Source organism: Brasilonema octagenarum UFV-OR1 (assembly GCF_963888615.1).
Classification (GTDB): domain Bacteria; phylum Cyanobacteriota; class Cyanobacteriia; order Cyanobacteriales; family Nostocaceae; genus Brasilonema; species Brasilonema sennae.
The window spans coordinates 43,325-61,100 of record NZ_CAWPKW010000144.1 but is presented as its reverse complement, the minus strand read 5'-3'; the positions used below and the strand labels follow the sequence as shown (position 1 = coordinate 61,100).

The 17,776-nt window shown below is 41.0% G+C and carries 15 protein-coding genes; 12 read left to right on the top strand and 3 right to left on the bottom strand.

What is annotated here, in order from left to right; all coding sequences use genetic code 11:
• The first annotated feature begins 131 nt into the window (after positions 1–131).
• On the top strand, positions 132–563 hold the full coding sequence (locus AC5590_RS09960) for a CAAD domain-containing protein (protein WP_169263779.1): 432 nt from the start codon (positions 132–134) through the stop codon (positions 561–563).
• A 304-nt stretch (positions 564–867) separates the two neighbouring features.
• On the opposite strand, the gene AC5590_RS09955 is transcribed toward AC5590_RS09960, so the two are convergent.
• Together AC5590_RS09955 and AC5590_RS09950 are read right to left on the bottom strand one after the other, a co-directional pair.
• Complete coding sequence (locus AC5590_RS09955) at positions 868–2,064, bottom strand: sensor histidine kinase (RefSeq protein WP_169263778.1); 1,197 nt, start codon at positions 2,062–2,064, stop codon at positions 868–870.
• A gap of 721 nt (positions 2,065–2,785) precedes the next feature.
• Positions 2,786–3,286: a hypothetical protein gene (locus AC5590_RS09950; RefSeq protein ID WP_169263777.1), complete on the bottom strand. Its 501-nt coding sequence runs from the start codon at positions 3,284–3,286 to the stop codon at positions 2,786–2,788.
• 442 nt (positions 3,287–3,728) lie between these two features.
• Here AC5590_RS09950 and AC5590_RS09945 point away from each other — a divergent pair, with 442 nt between their 5' ends.
• The 3 genes from AC5590_RS09945 to tal all read left to right on the top strand — a co-directional run bounded on the left by AC5590_RS09945 (position 3,729) and on the right by tal (position 6,119).
• Positions 3,729–3,938, top strand: coding sequence for an acetyltransferase (locus AC5590_RS09945; protein WP_169263776.1), 210 nt, complete (start codon positions 3,729–3,731; stop codon positions 3,936–3,938).
• Positions 3,939–4,638: 700 nt separating this feature from the next.
• Entirely contained in the window at positions 4,639–4,968 is a 330-nt protein-coding gene (locus AC5590_RS09940) for a hypothetical protein (protein WP_169263775.1), read from the top strand.
• 2 nt (positions 4,969–4,970) lie between these two features.
• Positions 4,971–6,119: a transaldolase gene (tal, locus tag AC5590_RS09935; RefSeq protein ID WP_169263774.1), complete on the top strand. Its 1,149-nt coding sequence runs from the start codon at positions 4,971–4,973 to the stop codon at positions 6,117–6,119.
• 147 nt (positions 6,120–6,266) lie between these two features.
• On the opposite strand, the gene AC5590_RS09930 is transcribed toward tal, so the two are convergent.
• Positions 6,267–7,199, bottom strand: a complete 933-nt coding sequence (locus AC5590_RS09930; protein ID WP_169263773.1) for a DUF1338 domain-containing protein — start codon at positions 7,197–7,199, stop codon at positions 6,267–6,269.
• Positions 7,200–7,582: 383 nt separating this feature from the next.
• Here AC5590_RS09930 and AC5590_RS09925 point away from each other — a divergent pair, with 383 nt between their 5' ends.
• From AC5590_RS09925 to AC5590_RS09890, 8 genes are all read left to right on the top strand, one after another.
• The gene (locus AC5590_RS09925) at positions 7,583–8,134 is read left to right on the top strand and encodes a hypothetical protein (protein ID WP_169263772.1); all 552 of its coding nucleotides are present in this window, start codon (positions 7,583–7,585) and stop codon (positions 8,132–8,134) included.
• A 384-nt stretch (positions 8,135–8,518) separates the two neighbouring features.
• The gene (locus tag AC5590_RS09920) at positions 8,519–8,839 is read left to right on the top strand and encodes an NfeD family protein (protein ID WP_169263771.1); all 321 of its coding nucleotides are present in this window, start codon (positions 8,519–8,521) and stop codon (positions 8,837–8,839) included.
• A gap of 87 nt (positions 8,840–8,926) precedes the next feature.
• Positions 8,927–10,267: a flotillin family protein gene (locus tag AC5590_RS09915; protein WP_169263770.1), complete on the top strand. Its 1,341-nt coding sequence runs from the start codon at positions 8,927–8,929 to the stop codon at positions 10,265–10,267.
• Positions 10,268–10,309: 42 nt separating this feature from the next.
• Positions 10,310–10,546: a hypothetical protein gene (locus tag AC5590_RS09910; protein ID WP_169263769.1), complete on the top strand. Its 237-nt coding sequence runs from the start codon at positions 10,310–10,312 to the stop codon at positions 10,544–10,546.
• Positions 10,547–10,633: 87 nt separating this feature from the next.
• Complete coding sequence (locus AC5590_RS09905; RefSeq protein WP_169263797.1) at positions 10,634–11,905, top strand: SPFH domain-containing protein; 1,272 nt, start codon at positions 10,634–10,636, stop codon at positions 11,903–11,905.
• Between the two features lie 129 nt (positions 11,906–12,034).
• Entirely contained in the window at positions 12,035–12,757 is a 723-nt protein-coding gene (locus tag AC5590_RS09900; protein WP_246163166.1) for a sigma-70 family RNA polymerase sigma factor, read from the top strand.
• Positions 12,758–12,774: 17 nt separating this feature from the next.
• Positions 12,775–13,932 carry a DUF1822 family protein gene (locus AC5590_RS09895; protein ID WP_169263768.1) on the top strand — a complete coding sequence of 386 codons (1,158 nt, stop codon included), beginning with the start codon at positions 12,775–12,777 and terminating at the stop codon, positions 13,930–13,932.
• A gap of 34 nt (positions 13,933–13,966) precedes the next feature.
• Complete coding sequence (locus AC5590_RS09890; RefSeq protein ID WP_169263767.1) at positions 13,967–17,698, top strand: ABC transporter substrate-binding protein; 3,732 nt, start codon at positions 13,967–13,969, stop codon at positions 17,696–17,698.
• The last annotated feature ends 78 nt before the right edge of the window (positions 17,699–17,776 follow it).

Below are 17,776 nucleotides of genomic sequence, written 5' to 3'. Positions count from 1 at the left end.
GCTGAAATTACAGAGTGTGTTGGCAATAAAGCTGACGAATATCCTGTAGTTGCAGCAGTTTATGACATGCTAGGCTAGTACCATAAATATAAGTAGAAAAAATTGTTGTTATTTGAGAGGGAGCAAGTATTATGGACAGCGAATTACAACAAGCTGAATACACTGATGCCAAGATAAAAGAAGGCATCAAAGCACTTGAAGCTTCAGAACCAGGAACTTTGGCAATGCTACCACCTGCGACTGAAACTGAAGAGGAATTGCAGCAGTTTGGTGGACAAATTTCTACCTTTTTGGCAGAACTACCCGAATACTTAGGTAGGTTTGTCAACGAATATAAGCTACCAGTTATTAGCTTTGCTTTACTTGTAGTGACGGTGACTCTACTCAGGCTAATATTGGCGGTGCTAGATGCAATCAATGATATTCCGCTCCTAAGTCCGCTGCTGGAGTTAACAGGGATTGGTTACACAATTTGGTTTACTTTCCGCTATTTACTCAAAGGTCCTACTCGGCAAGAATTAGGTGCAAAAGTGGACTCAATCAAAAAAGAAATTATCGGCTGAAATATCTCAAAACGTTTGAGCTAACTACAGTATAGTTCCAACAAAGTTTTTTGGTACCATTTACACCCGTTGTGGTCAAGTAGAAATTGCTTTTTCTGCTTGACCACTTTTTGAATCAATGCTTATTTGCTCATCATTGCTTCACCTAGGTGAATTAATCGTAGTTCGCTCTTAACTGAGCTGGGATCGTCGTAAATGGCGATACGCACAAGCTAAAGCCAAGGGCTTATACCACCTTTAAGTTGCTCTTTGTCAAAACCACCGCAACCAAACGCAATCACGAAGTTGAAGATATCACCTCTTCCTAAGTTCTTACTTCCAATGGTAGAATGACTGTAAAAGTAGAACCAACTCCTACTAGAGATTTGACAGTGATTTTGCCTTGCAATAACTTTACAAGTCGTGTAACTATGGCTAGTCCTAAGCCTGTGCTATTGGGGGGATGAGGTCTGTGGGAGTGTTGAGCGCGAGCAAATGGCTCAAAAATGCGCTCTTGATCTTCAGGAGGAATACCAATTCCTGTATCAGTCACTGCAAACATCCACTGACTGCTCTCTATATTGTGACACTCAATCGCAATGCTACCTGTTTGCGTGTAACGAATAGCATTGCTAATTAAATTTGTCAAAATCTGTTGCAGTCGTAACGGATCTGTGATCACTTGTTTTGGTAAATCATCACAAAGCAGTACAAGTTCTAATGCCTGCGCATCAGCTAAGGGCTGCATAGTTTCGATAACTATATTAATCACAGAACGCACATCTGTAGATGCTAAGTGCAACTGCATGTTGCCCGTTTCATACCGAGAAAGCTCTAAGGCATCATTAATTAGGTGAAGCAACTGATGAGCATTGCGCACTACACGCTCAATGTGTTCTACACTGGGAATAGTATCTCTTATTTGTTGCTGAGAGGAGCGCTGTTGACGCAAGAATAATTCTGAATAGCCAATGATTGAGTTCAGCGGTGTTTTCAGTTCATGTGCTAGCAGGCTCATGTGATCTTGGCTACTAAGAACTAACCGCCTCAATTCTTCTACAGTTAAAGTTAAATGGTTTTGTAATTTCTCCAGTTCTTGGAAACGCTGTTTAACATAACTTTTAAAGCATTGGGCGATTGCTTCATCTACAACTGTATTAATTAGTGACACCGCCCGTAAAACCTCTTCAGCCGTTCCTTGCGACAATTCAGGACGCAAATGAGAAATGATAGTTACGCGCAGCAGGTGATATTCTCGTACAACCTCCGTGGGATCAAAGCCTTGTTCTGCTCTCTCAAGACCATGTTGCAAACTCGCTTCTACAATTGTCCTGACATCACTCTGTTCAGTTTGAGCCAGCACTGTGACCAAAGCAGTAAGAACATAAGGAATATGATCTTGAATTGCTGTGCGTGAAAGGTTTTCGGTACTTTTGATTTGTCTATCTTGGGCTACGATTTCCACCCAATTTTGTGCGATTGCGTTAACTTTAAGGGACAGCAATTGACTAAAATCTTGCATGGATCAGAGGTGGTGCGTTTGCTGGTTATGTTTAACTATTACCTGTATAATAATTGATCTCTAACAGTCCTGTCATAGATACTTATTCTTACCTTAAATGATTTGTAGCCAATAATGCTTAATCAGAAAAGTTTGTATGAAATTATGGTTGGAAGAAGAAAGAGACTCGCTTGAACAATTGTATATAAGAAGTCAGAAGTCAGAAGTAAAAATCCCTTTCTGCCTGACTTTTAGACAAGAGCGTTGTACCTCAATTAGTTGCAATGCGCTGTAATCAATGAAATTTTACAATACTCCAAAGTGAGAAAGTCGCGATTATACGAAAAGCATTTGTGCAGCTATTTTGAGGTCATAACAATTAGCCATCACTAATTTTTCTGCAACTTCTTGGACTTCCGTGGTTAAAGGTTCCGATTCTGCTCAAAGCGATAGCTAGCCCCTAAGGGGCAAAGCTCGCCGGGGGGAGTATCCCCCCGGCAGACTTTGGCGCTGCGCAAACGCTGCTGCCTAAGCGCAAAGCGCTCAGCATGAGCGTTCGGCAGATCGCATCTGTTCCGGCGATGTCTTTTTCTTCTTACCCTTAATAGGGAGTACAGCTTACAGTGAGCACAAAGTCCATCTCCATGGGCGGGCTGGAGATACGAATAATGCGGAAGGCACAGCCACACCGCATTTTAGATCATGAAAGGATGTATTGCACTCAACACTGGAGGCACTATATTTAGTATGGAGCGTTTGCAGGGGCTATGTCCCTAAGAGTACGACCTGTACTACGCCCGTTATAGCCTTGGAAATCTTGATACTGTTGCGCTTCAGACTCCGTAACTTCAGCTTTAATTCCTCCAGGAGGTGGAGTTACCCACTGAGGACGGCCTTGCGCATCCCGGAAGTAAACACGTCCATTCTTTGAAAGGTAGTACTTACCTTGCGCTCCCTCTTTTTCGTTATTCTTATGTCTGTTGTAGAGGTAGTATAAAGCAGCTGCACCAGCTAATGTAATTGCTACTTTCTGCCCTGTATTTAATCCCTTTTTCGGTTTGGTTTGGTTTGCTGGCTCTGGATTATTCACTGTTCTACCAACAGTATTGTCAACAGGTGGCGGTGCTGCAGTTTTTGAACCTCCTCCACAGCTAGTAAGCAGTGGGAGTGTTAGCAAAGCTGAAAGAAATATTGCAACCGGAAAGGAAGCTTTTTTGCGTTTCGAGTGTACTATGTTAGTCATATTTCTTCTCCACCCTAATTTTAGTAAATGCTGTTTCTTCGCGTCTCTAATAGGATTTTAGATTAGCAATCCTCACAATTATTTTAAATATTATTTACGACAATAGAGTAAGTTTGGCAAACGTTCTACCAGAAGACTGAGTTGATCATATGTGGACAAGACGTTCCCCCTTTTGATATACCTCTGACGTAGCAGAACAATATTGTTAATTTTTCCACTGACAGTTATTCACGAAGAATACCATATTTCCATATTTTTAAACTATCTTTTTAGAGGCGATCGCGTAGCGGTGCCCTGCTGGCACATCGCCCTTGGCGGTTCCTAAAAGAGCATCGCACGTAGCGTGTTCATTTCTATCTTAGGGTGAGTGAAACACGTAAAACAATAGGCTATTGTTAGAAGCTGTCTAGCCAACTAATTTGTAATTCAAACCATTTTCGCCATGCTTCTTCAAGACAAGCAGACTGGTCATTTAGTAGAAATACACGACTTAGAAACACTGATTAGCCCATTGAAACCTACTGTCTCTGGGCAACTTCAAGCAGGAGAAGAAGAACAAGATCCAGAAGATTATAAAAAAGAACAATTACTTTTTCCTTCTGGTGAGAGCCTGCCACGCTGTTGGATGGATGAAAATTATAAAGACTCTTAATTTTCTTTCATCTTAGCAATCATTATAAGCAAGGTTTATCATGATAAATCATCGAAAAATCTTGCTCATAATTGTTTGTATATTGGACTTCCATCTGTTTACTACACATTTTAGCTAAAAACAGAAAATATTTCATAATATTAAAAATAGTTATTTTTGATGAAGATAAAGTATTTTTTGAAATAAAAAATATGAAATCAGTAAAAAACATACTATACAGCAATTATAAACGAGTTGTGAAGTTACTCGTTGAGATTGGGAACGCTTAACGCTTAAGAAGAATGTACAAATGTACTTTGTTTTCTAGCGCAAAGCGCAGGCACTTTCACACAAATGAAATAGGACTGCTATAGCAATCCGCTCAGTTATGAGATTCTCTGATTTTCTTACTCTGTGACACGCCAGACGCCTCAACGGTCAAAGCTCGTCGCTTGGGTTGCTTCCCCCGACAGACTTTGGGGAAACCCCCCTTCGGGTATCTCCTGCATAGCGCTGGATTCACCGCATAGGGCTGGCTGCTCTGCGTTCTGGTGCGGTTCATTTCTTAGAAATCAAATAGGAGTCCTATATATAGCCAAAATATATCCCTGAAGATGTTATTGTCAGTTTTAAAGTATCTCTCTTGAAAGAGGAGTTAATGTGTTTGTTTTTTTAGGCTTGATTTAAGAAGAGTAAGACCGTTTTCAACTTATTTAAAGCTATGAAAACTCAACAAAAATCAGAAATAGACCAGCCAGTAAGTATAAGTAAACATACGAAAGGAGAACCATCAGTCAAGGAACAGAATTTAACAGTAAATCCCGGAGATGTGATTGCTGATAAGCCGCAAAGCGTTCAAGAAAAAGCAAAGCAAATTGCTGTAGATTCACCGGATATTACAGGAGACTGGATTAAGGTTCCTACCTACTTTATTGTGGAATACCCAAATGGTGAAAAAAAAGCACTTCACCATGTAAAAGATGCTAAGCAAATCTCTGATGTGATTCGACAAGCACGAGTTGATGAGAACGGAAATCGAATTTGGTGGTAAAAATGGCAAGCAACCCGCTGTTAACAATAAAAGATTACGGTCAAAGTATCTGGATGGATAATTTGACTCGGGACTTAATTCAGTCTGGTGAACTTCAAGGCATGATTTCGAGTCGGGGTATCCGTGGGATTACTTCTAATCCTGCGATTTTTGAAAAAGCGATTGCCGGAAATGTGCTCTATGATGCTGATATCGAAGCAGGAATTCAAGCAGGTTTACCTGTTGAGAAAATTTACGAATCCCTAATCTTTGAAGATATCCGCAATGCCTGTGATATTTTCCGCCCTATCTATGAAGAGTCTGGAGGCTTGGATGGCTACGTCAGCATCGAAGTTCCTCCAACTATTGCCCACGATACAAAAGCTACGATCAAGGAAGCGCAGCGATATTATCGTGAAATTGGGCGGGAAAATGTCATGATAAAAATTCCCGGTACTCTCAGCGGCTCACCAGCAGTAGAGCAGGTGATTAGCGACGGAATTAATGTCAACGTTACCCTACTGTTCTCGATTAAAAGCTATGAAGAGGCGGCTTGGGCATACATTCGAGGTTTGGAAGCAAGAGTAAATAAGGGTCAAGATATTAGCAAAATAGCCTCTGTTGCTAGTTTCTTCCTCAGTCGAATTGACATTAAAGTTGACCAAATCGTTGAGGAAAGAATTAAGACAATTGGCACTGAAGATTTAGCAATAGAAGCTCGCTTAGTTGCCCTTAAAGGCAAAGTTGCAATTGCTAACGCTAAAATTGCTTACCAAAAATACAAAGAAATTATCCAGAGTGAGCGTTGGAAAGCTTTAGTGGATAAAGGAGCGAACGTACAGCGACTATTGTGGGCTTCTACCAGTACGAAAGATCCCACCTACAGCGATGTGATGTACGTTAACGAGTTAATAGGTTCAGATACCGTTAATACTCTACCCCCAGCAACAATAGAAGCCTGCGCAGATCACTGTGACGTTGCTAATCGGCTTGAGAGTGGGGTAAAAGAAGCATATCAGTTGATTGACAGTCTTAAAGACCCAGATATCAAGATTAATCTGGATGAAGTGATGGATCTTGTCTTAGATGAAGGGATTGACAAATTTATTCAGCCCTACCAATCACTGATGGAATCAATGGAAGAAAAAGTCAAACAATTGTCTCCCGCTTAGTGACGTTAACTATAGTTCTCTCACCGCCTATCCAATATAGCGTTTCTGATGTTGGGTGCAATACACACCAGATGTAGAGACGTAGCATGTGAGTCCACCGCTGCGGGAGGGTTTCCCGACAGCCAGGCGACTGGCGAACCCGAAGGGCTACGTCTCTACATTATTCTTATTTATATTCAACCGCGTCATTTCAAATAACTGCTGGGCATTCCTTCCAAGAAAACCATCAAACAGCACTTGCTGATCTGGTTCCACTTCTACCATATAGCGCTGGGCAATTTCATAGTAGGCATAAGTCCAAGGAAGTTGAATTTCCACATCTACATTATCTTCTAAGACTGTGACAACTTCAGTAACTGCTTGAGTTGCCGTTTGCCGCAAACCACTAGCAATGTCTCCCTCAATCTCAGCTTTCATTGGCACACCCAAGTTAGCTAAACCACGAGCAGTAGTCTCAATATCTGGGTATTTTGGGGTATTCTGACGATTAACGTAGCCTGTAAAGTGATTGACAGCATAACCGTGCACCAGCACCCAAGCACCATATTGAGTTACCTTGTTCACTTCTTCCACTACAGAACGCCGGGGAGGTTGCCAAGGGGACATAAAGATTCTATGGAGTTCTTTGGCAAGGCGTTTAGTCTCAGTAGCGAATGCCTGGAGAATTGCTGAATAATGAAATAAATTTACGCCCAAAACTGTTTGTTGGATGAGCTGAACAGTCTCTTCTGGCAATTCATCAACAATCAACTCGCTGATAAACAACTTCGGCAAATCAAATTCCTCTTGCTGAGGATGGCGATAGTGACGGGCGTAAAGATGGGTTTCTGGAAAAGAGTATTCCCCAGCCGCCTCGTAGCCCAAAGCCTCAGCAAATTGTCCTAAATAGTCAATACCCAAATTAACCTTACCCTGTGGACTGTCTACCTCCATGCGTAAAGATCGAAAAGCAATGTGATCATTAGCAACAGTCCCACCAGCATCAGTGATCATTTGTGCGTAGATGCGGGCATAACTCACCCGGATGCTGTAATCTTGCCAAAGTAATTTCCAAAGATGACGAGCAATTTCGGGGTTCATGGTGTTTGTGGCGATGCATATCAAACTTTATGATAACCTCTGGGAAGGATGCGAAACAGCATAGCTTCTTTTGTTACTGAGGTGTAGCTTCATTGTGAAGTTTTGTAACAAAAAAGAAAATCTTACTCCACTCCAACTGAAGAACATATAGAGCCAACACTAATCCAAATATCACTTAGCGTGATATTCATTTTGTTGAGCTGCGTTCCGTGACGGCAGAGATATAGCATTTGTGCTATATCCTCTGTCTTACTTATCAGTTATCAGTTAGCAGTTATCACTGTTCACTGTTTGAACAGTCTTACTGTTTCTGGGGTATTGATGATAGGAATATTTTTTAACACTCCCATGCCACGCATGTGATATTGCTAAAAGAGAAAAGTATGAATAAACGCCTGATTAAACGAATCATTTTTCCATCAATCGCTTTTTTTGTTGGATTTTTTATCACGCTTACTCATGTTGCTGCACAAGAAGTGCCATCTAAGTTGCAACCAGACAACAACCCGTCTCAACCTAATGGGCAACTAGACAACTTCTTTAACTTCAATTTTTGGATCTTTGTTGTGTTTATTTTGATCGCTATTTTGTGCCTAGCTAATTTCATTAAAAATCGACACTGTCCTCAATGCAAAACGTTCAATCTTAAACGGACTCAACAAGTTTTAGTTCGAGCAACCACTAGTCATTCAGGAAGGCGTAGGGTAATCCGCCACTGTCAAAACTGTTCTTACCATCACGAGTATGAAGAAAACATTCCAGTAATTAGGAATGATTACAGTGGCGGTGGCGGCAATGATTACAGTGGCGGTGGCGGCAATGATTACGGTGGCGGTGGCGGTGATGGCGGTAGCTGTGGCGGCAATGATTACGGTGGCGGTGGCGGTGATGGCGGTAGCTGTGGCGGTGGCGGTGATGGCGGTGGCGGTGGCTGAAATAATCTCTTACTTTTTATCGGAAGAAAACTCAATTGTAAAGTTATGTAACAAGATAGATAATTTTGTTCCACTCCAACTGAAGAACATATAGAGCCAACACTAATCCAAATATTACTTAGCGTGATATTCATTTTGTTGAGCTGCGTTCCGTGGCGGCAGAAATATAGCATATCTGCTATATCCTCTGTCTTACTTATCAAGTACCAGCCGCAGTTATCAGTTATCACTGTTCACTGTTTGAACAGTCTCACTGTTTCGGGGGTATTGATGATAGCAACATTTTATGAAATTTCAACCAATAGAGTTATACCAAACCACTCTAAGATTCTCTTGAAATGAAAAGTTTTAATTCGGATTTATTCATCAACTGGACAGGGGGAAATGAAGAACATAATCCTAATCATTGCTGTAATTGCAGTTTTTGTGGGGATTTTCAGTGGTGTATTAATAGTTGGATTAATTTATCTCCAACGACGACGCCAAGTAGTAGATAGCTTGGTACGTAGTGATAATATTATCGGTTGTTTTGCTACGGTGGAAATTCCTTTGACTCACAACAGTCCTGGAAAGGTGCGTGTGAATCTTAAAGGTTCTTTAGTAGATTTCGTTGCTTTTACTGACGAAACTCAACAACTTCATCAAGGCGAGCGTGTCGTTGTTGTTGGCATGAAGGGCAATAAAGTATGGGTGGTGTCTGTGTAGAGAGGGAGGAAAACAGGAGATCAGATATAACACAAAATACCATGCACTCAAAAGTAACAAGTAACCACTAATTACTAACTACTAACTATGAAAAGTCAGCAAAATATAGCAACAGTGCCAGTCGCACAAATTAATATCGACACACCTACTAACAAGGACAACAATAGTGTTGAAGGACTACTTTTTAGCAGTATCCCCATTGCACTTTCTATCTTTAGTGCTGTTGTATTTGTATGGTTCGTTAAGTCTTTTTTGTGTATCTGTAAACCGAATGAAGTATTGGTTCTTTCTGGACGTAGGTGGCGTACTCAGGATGGACAAGAAGTCGGTTATCGAGTGCTATTAGGTGGACGGGCTATTCGTATTCCGATTGTGGAAACTGTTAAGCGTATGGATGTCACCACTATGCCGGTACGGGTAGAGGTACGAAATGCTTACGCCAAGGGGGGAACACCTTTAAATATTCAAGCAATTGCTAATGTGAAAATTTCCACAGATCCAGCGGTTGTGGGTAATGCTATTGAACGCTTTTTGGATCGCGATCGCTCAGAATTAACTCGTGTCTCTCGCGAAACTCTAGAAGGCTATCTGCGGGGTGTTGTCGCTACCCTCACACCTGAAGAACTTAATGAAGATCGCCTGAGTTTTGCCCACCGTATCGCCTCTGATGTTAGCCGCGACCTTACAAAACTAGGATTACAACTCGACACCCTGAAAATTCAAAGTGTTTCTGATGATGTAGATTATCTCAAATCTTGGGGACGCAAACAAATAGCTCTTGTTGTTAAAAATGCGGAAATTGCTGAATCAAATGCGATCGCACAAGCAGAACAAATAGAAGCCCAATGTGACGAACACGCCCAAGTCGCCAAAACCCAAGACAGAATTATTGTGCTGGAGAAAGAAAACGAACTCCGCACAATCAAAGCAAAGCTAGAACAAAAAGCCCGTTCTGAAGAAGAGATTACCACAGCTGCTGCTCAAGAAAAGAAGGCAAAAGCTGAACAAGTTCTGCAAGCACTACGTTCAGAATTAGAACGCTTGCGCTTACAAGCGGATGAAGTCCTCCCAGCCCAAGCCCAACGCCAAGCCCAAGAAATCCGCGCCAAAGGAGAAGCCGCCCCCTTGGAAGAAAATGCTAAAGCCGCAGCTTTAGTTAACGATATTCTCTCCCAAGTTTGGCAGCAAACCGGAACAGATGCTTCCAAATTATTCCTAATCCAACAAATTGAAACTGTACTCCAAGAAGCAGTGCAGATTCCCAAGCGCATTCAACTCAAGAAAGTAAACGTGATTGACAATGGTGATGGAAAATCTTTAGCCAGTTTAGTCAACGTTTATCCTGAAATCGTGCTTCAGTTCCTAGAAAGCGTCAATCAAACCCTTGGTATTGATGTCACAGGAACTCTCAATCAAGGAAAGGACTAAGGTTTTAAGTGACTCACTATTTCCAAACTCCCGAGGTTTTTTATGAATACCCTAAAAACTTTTGCTATCACCATAATTGCGGTGACTTTGGGAACGCAGAACCCATCTGCTGCATTGGTTAACAAACCAGTATCCCATCAGAATTTAGTATTTGTAGCACCTAAGCAATCAGATCTCATTTTCGTTATCCCGTTGAACGCACCCCAGCGAAACAAGTTATGGGTAAAGTCCCCCAACTCACATCTTTTGGGTACAAAAGCAAAGGAACGCAATTCCTGAAATGAGCGATTGCCTACCCAAAGCTAATAAGGTTAATTAACCTGTTTTAATGTTCTACAAATTACACTTCAATTCGGGAGAAAAATGATGGAAATAATCGCTTTACTACTGGGAATTTTTGGTACTGGAACTGCCGCTGCTTGGTGGGTGATTCGTAACTTATACTATATTTGTCAACCAAGTGAAGTATTGATTTTCGCTGGTAGTCGCACTTCTCTTGATGATGGAAATTCCGTTGGATACCGCTTAGTGAAAGGAGGTAGTAGGATTCAAACCCCGCTATTAGAGAAAACTTTCCGCATGGATCTGACAAACATGATTATTGAGTTGCGAGTATCGAATGCATACTCAAAAGGCGGAATTCCTCTGACAGTAGAAGGAGTCGCAAATATCAAAATTGCTGGAGAAGAACCGACAATTTACAATGCAATTGAGCGACTCTTGGGTAAAAGCCGCAAGGATATAGAACAGTTGGCAAAGGAGACGCTAGAGGGAAATCTGCGGGGAGTATTGGCAAACTTGACGCCAGAACAGGTGAACGAAGATAAAATAGCCTTCGCCAAAACCCTACTTGAAGAAGCTGAAGACGATTTGGAAAAGCTGGGATTAGTACTAGACAACCTACAAATTAAAAACATCTTTGATGAGGTACGCTATCTGGATTCTATCGGACGCAAGCAGCAGGCAGAATTATTGCGAGATGCACGCATAGCAGAAGCCCAAGCGAAAGCCGAGGCAATAATTAAAGTTTCAGAAAACAACCGTATTACTAAACTCAAACAAATTGAACGGGATTTAGAAATTGCCAAAGTAGACGCGGAACGCAGAGTTAAAGACGCGCTAACAAAGCGGACTGCGATGATCGCAGAGGTAGAAGCGGTTGTCAATGCCCAAGTCGCAAAGGTGCAAGCAGAAGTTGGCGTGCAAACCGAACGCATCAAAAAGGTAGAAAACCAGTTACAAGCTGATGTGGTTGCACCAGCAGAGGCAGAATCGGAACGGGCGATCGCCAAAGCAAAAGGAGATGCAGCCCGCATTGTAGAAGAAGGTAAAGCCCAAGCAGCCGGGACGCAGTATCTCGCCGAATCTTGGCAAAACGCTGGTGCATCTGCCCGAGAAATCTTCATCTTCCAAAAACTAGAACCATTGTTGCGAATGTTAGCTGCAGGAGTCCCAGAGGTACGAGTAGACAATTTGACTGTAATTGATGCTACAAATGGTGGTAGTGTTCCCAAAATGGCGTCTTTCTTGGAGCAGTTACGCCAGACAACTGGTGTCGATGTTACCAAAGTTATCAATCAACTTAAGTCTGAAGACAAAAATAGCAAGTACGAAATCAGATCACATCTGGAAAAGTAGCTTTAAAACAGTGAACAGTGAACAGTGAACAGTAAACAGTAAACAGTGATAACTGATAACTGGTAACTGATAACTGATAACTGGTAACTGATAACTGGTAACTGATAACTGATAACGTAGGGGTAAGTTATGCCAAGACTATTGCCAGGTAACCCTGAACAATCAAATCAGACTGACGATGACAGTATGGATGAATTAGAAGTACAAATCCTCCAACTTGTGAAACAAACCTGTCAGCATCCGAGAGGTAGTATTGAACGTCAAAAAGGATTGCACAAACTTTTTTTACTAATTCAAAAAACAGGAAAACTGTTGCGGGGTACGGGTGTACCTGATGCGGAGGAAGCACTACAAAAAACCTGGCTATATTTTTGCTGCAATCTTTGTGAGGCTTGTACTGCCAAGAACCCCTACAATTCAGAAAAAGGTAGTGTCATAACATGGCTCAACGGGTATTTGAAGTTTAGGTTGGAAGATCATCGTAGGGTTGGTAGTAATAATAGAATTCATCCCATACAAGATCAAAATGGTGAAGAACTAGATCCAGTAAATTTAATTCCAGCGCGATCGCAAGCACCACCCATATTACAAGAAATTCAGGAATGGTTAAAACAAGAAGGCAATAATTTGCGTCGCATCCATATAAAAGATCGCCCAGACATTAACTGTCTAGTCTTAATTGAACGTCGTTTACCACCTGAAACTCCCTGGGAAGATTTATCTCAAGAGTTTGGCAAATCCATACCCACCCTCAGCGGTTTCTATCAACGTCAGTGTTTTCCCCGCCTTCTCAACTTTGGCAATTCCCAAGGTTATTTTGATGGCGAAGGTTATTTTCATATCGAATCCTAATTTTTGAATCTACGGCTATGAGTTACTCTACCCAAGAACAAATCATCTCTATTCCCATTCCGGCTAAATTTCGAGAAACTGCTCTGGAATTTGCCCAAGAACAACCAACTCAACCAAAAGCTAAACAAGTGTATGTAAATACTCTAGCTGTACTAGTGGTCAATAGCTACTTAGAAATGCTGGATATTACGACTGAATTAGAAGCCAGTTATAGCTGGAACCAATACGGGCGCTTGATGGCAGATGTTGCAGATTTACTGCTTACCGGAGTGGGACGTTTAGAATGTAGAGCAATCAGGACAGGCGATCGCCTTTGTTATGTTCCTCCTGATGTTTGGGACAATCGTATTGGTTATGTTGTTGTAGAACTAAATAAAACCTGCACCGAAGGAAAAGTCAGAGGATTTTTACCTGATATTAAAACATCACAAATTGACATTGAAGAGTTACAACCATTAGAAAGATTAATAGAATCTTCCCATCTCGTGCATTTGCGGCAATGGCTTGAAGGTATCTACAAATCTCAATGGCAAAGTATTGAAGAATTATCCTGTAAAAGAACTCCTCAAGTAGCCTTTCGTTTTAGAGGGGTAAGAGGATTTCAGTTAGATAGTTCAGAAGAAGTTTGGAAAGTCATTGAGCAATTATTTCCCCATCGCAGTTGGGAAAACAATTTACCTTCAGAACTTTTAGAAAAAATGTCTGGTAATCAAGTCGAAGATGTAGAATCACCTCACCATAATATTAACTCTATTAGTGTTACCGATGTACTTGCTCAGCTTTTAAAAACAACTGAAGATGAAGAGAAGCGTTGGAAGCTTGCAGAAACTTTGTGGACGATAGAACCAAAGCACCCTGCTATCAGTGCTAGACGCATCATGGATTTAGGGATGCAACTAGCAAATAATCCGGTGGCTTTAATGGTAGCAATTTTATGTAAACCTGACAAAACTGTTGCTGTTCTGTTGCGAGTATATCCGATAGGAAATCAGTCCTACTTACCACCCGGCTTGCAATTAGCTGGATTGTATGAAAATGGAGAACCGTTTCTTGAAGTCAAAGCAAGAGTTGTTGATAATTACATCCAATTAAAATTTTGTGGAGAATTTGGTGAAAGATTCGGAGTTCAGGTTAGTGTAAATAATGCAAATATTACGGAACACTTTATCATTTAGCTAGGTCAATTAGTACACGGTGAGAAAAGTGAACATGCGGGTTATCTTCGAGATTGGAGAAGGCAGTGTTGAGACAGGGTTTCCTGTCAGAGTTAGAATAGGTGAACAAGGTAGACCAGATTCTGAAAATTTTTCTGGCAGGTTACCGCCCGCATTGCTAGTTAAGAGAAACTACGAAAATTGGCAAACAATTTATCGTCATTTACCAGTCAATTGGTTAATCACCCTTCCTGAAAGTCAAATAACAAATGTATCTACTATAGAAGCTTGCAATCAAGCTGCTCAAGATTTTCTATCCAGTTTCAACGAATGGTTAAATAAACCATCAGTACGACAATTAGAGCGGCGAATTTCACGAAGAGTTGATAATTGGAAAAATACCCGTTTTATTTTACAAACGCAAGATTCTCTGCTACAGCGATTACCTTGGCATTTATGGGATTTTTTTCAGTTGGACGATGATCAGCCAGAAATTGTAGTTAGTCCAGAGTATGAACTATCCAATAAGAAGTTAAAAACACAGCAGTTAACAACTCCTGTTAAAATCCTTGCTGTTCTCGGTTACGGTCATGGTATCGATATTCAACAAGATTTGCAAGCCCTCGGACAAATATTACCTGGTGCAATCATTGAACCTTTGAGAGAACCATCATGTCCAGGATTAAGAAACAAATTGTGGACTCCATCTTGGGATATTTTATTTTTTGCGGGACATAGTTGTAGCCAACAAGATGCTAGTTGCGGAGAGATTCAAATTAATGCCAACGAGAGTTTACCGTTGGATAATCTGCGCAATACTCTCAAACATGCTGTCCAAAAAGGATTAAAACTTGCAATTTTTAACTCTTGCGACGGACTTGGACTAGCACGCAATTTGGCTGATGCGCGAATTTCCTATACAATTGTCATGCGCGAGCCTGTTCCCGATATAATAGCACAACATTTTTTGGAATATTTTCTCACCGCATTTGCGGCTGGTGAATCTTTATATGCATCTGTACAACAAGCTCGTGCACGCTTGCAAGAAGAATGGGAAAATCAGTATCCTTGTGCTTCGTGGCTACCTGTTATTTTTCAAAATACTGCAGCAGCAGAACTGAAATATCCCCGACAGCATCAACAACAAAATTGGAAAAAAGTTGCTTTGCGAACAGCTATTGTTATCAGTGCAATAGTAGGTTTTGGTATGATTTCATGGCGTGTTCTTGATGAATTTCAATCTCGTGCTCGCTTTAGCGATGGCAATAAAATCTTAGTCAAAACATTCACAACTTCCTATAAACAAGAGGGTGTAAAGGCGTATAGGCAGAAAAATTACAAGCTAGCAACAAGTAAGTTTCAACAGTCTTTACAGCAGTATCCTAACGATCCAGAAACGTTAATATATCTGAATAATTCCAAGATTGGTCATGAACTAGCACTGACAATTGGCGTTCCCGTTCCTATTGGCACTAACCCGAATGTTGCCCAAGAAATTCTCCGGGGAGTGGCGCAAGCTCAACAAGAGATAAACAATCAAGGTGGCATGAATGGAAAGTTATTGAAAGTTAAAATTGCCAACGATGATAACAATCCTGATATTGCTGTAAAGGTTGCTGATAGATTTGTGCAAGATAAAGATAATATTTTAGCAGTAGTTGGGCATAACAGTAGCGATGCTAGCCTTCCAGCCTCTGATAAATATCAGGCTCGAAAATTGGTGATGATTTCACCAACCAGTAGCTCCACAAGATTAACAGATCGCCCACATGGCACCGACGGTAACTATATCTATAGGACAGTTATCAGCTTTACGACAATTGCAGATGCTCTGGCTGAATATGCCAAAACTACTGGCAAAAACCGAATAAGTACCTGTAATGATTCTAACGCAGCAGACCAGTCATTTAAAAATGATTTTGAGAAGGCAATTGCGCAAAAAGGTGGTCAATTAATTAACATTAATTGCGATTTTGCGTCCAAGAATTTTCAGCCAAAAACGATTATAAAAAATGCAAAAGATGTAGATGCCATACTTCTGAACCCTCAAGTCAACAGAATGGATAAAGCGATTGCACTTGCCAAAGAAAATCAAGGCAAAATTACGTTATTAGGAAACCCCAGTTTACAAACCAAAAACACTCTGGCTGCTGGCGATGCTGTTAACGGTATGGTGGTACCAGTTCCTTGGCATGGAAGCGTCTCCCCCGACAAAAACTTTGTCCAAAATGCATACAAACTATGGGGTGATAAAGACTTAGTTACCTGGCGTACAGCTACCGCTTTTGATGCGACTCAAGCAATTGCCGCAGCATTTAAACAAAAGGATACTAGAGAAGGAGTACAACAAGCTTTATCATCTGGTACTTTTTCCCTACAGGGAGCAACAGGTACAATTAAGTTTTTACCTTCAGGCGATCGCGTTGGTAATGCTGTGTTAGTAGAAGTCAAACGCAATCCCAAAGCCTCCACTGGCTACAGCTTTGAACCAAAAGACTCTATGGAAAGCCGTATTAGTCTGGGTGAGAAAATTTTAGTTCAAGATAACCCTAGTAACGAGAAACAATTGGGCGTGCAAGCTTTCGCAGCAGGAGATTATGACAACGCAATAGCACATTTTCAAGCATCTGTGCAAAAGATGCCCAACGATCCCGAGTCGCGGATATACTTACTAAATGCTTCTGCTGCTCGTAGTGCTAAAATCTTGAAAATTGCTGTGAGTGTTCCAATTGGCAGTAATCTCAATGTTGCTAAAGAAATACTTCAGGGTGTTGCTCAAGCTCAAGATGAAGTCAATAAACAAGGTGGCATTCGAGGACATTTATTACAAGTAGAAATCGCTTCTGACGGTAATAATCGCAACATTGCTGAAAAACTTGCCAATTCCTTAGTGGCAGACCAGAAAATTTTAGCAGTTATTGCTCATAATGGATCTGATGCTTCTGTTGTGGCTTGCCCCATTTACCAGCAGAGGAAATTAGTAAATATTTACCCCACCCTTTTTTCTTTCAAATTATTAGGATGTGGCTCCTATATATTTCGTACTGCTCCTAATATTCGTTCTATTGCTGAGGCTTTATCTAGCTACGCTATCAACAATCTCAATCAAAGAAATTTAGCAATTTGCGTAGATGGAAGAGTCATAAATCCTCAATCTCTTCAAGACGAATTTAGTTATGCTATCAACAAAGATGGAGGAAAACTTGTCAATATAACCTGCGATTTCTCAGCACTAGATTTCAACCCAAATAAAGTTATTACTGATGCTATTAAGAGCGGTGCAGATGGCTTAGTCTTAGCTCCTCATGTAGACAGAATTAACAAAGCATTAGATTTAGCCGCAGCCAATAAAGGAAGGCTGAAACTGTTTGGCAGTCCTACCCTTTATACATCCCAAACACTACAACAAGGACGCTCAGATGTCAATGGTTTGGAGTTAGTCGTACCTTGGCATCCAGAAAAGAATTTGAAAAATAACTTTGCAAAAAATGCCCAGCAACTTTGGGGTAGTCCCGTGACTTGGCGTTCTGCCACAAGTTACGATGCAGCTGTCGCTATTATTAGCGGTTTGCAGCAAAGTACAACTCGTGAGGAACTACAAAAAGTCTTGCATAATCCCAACTTTTCTCCTGATGGTGCAACGGGGAAAATTCAATTTTCACAATCAGGCGTTAAGCGTAGCTCTGCCGTAGGCAATCGTAATATCAAAAATGATGTCGTCTTAGTTAAAATTAAACCAAGTAGCACATCTCCAACTGGTTATAAATTCTTTTTGAATTCTCCTTAAATCCAGCGAACATGCATAATTTAAGAAACAACTAAGTGTCATGAAACTGATTCTACTAACAGATGGATAACAACCTAT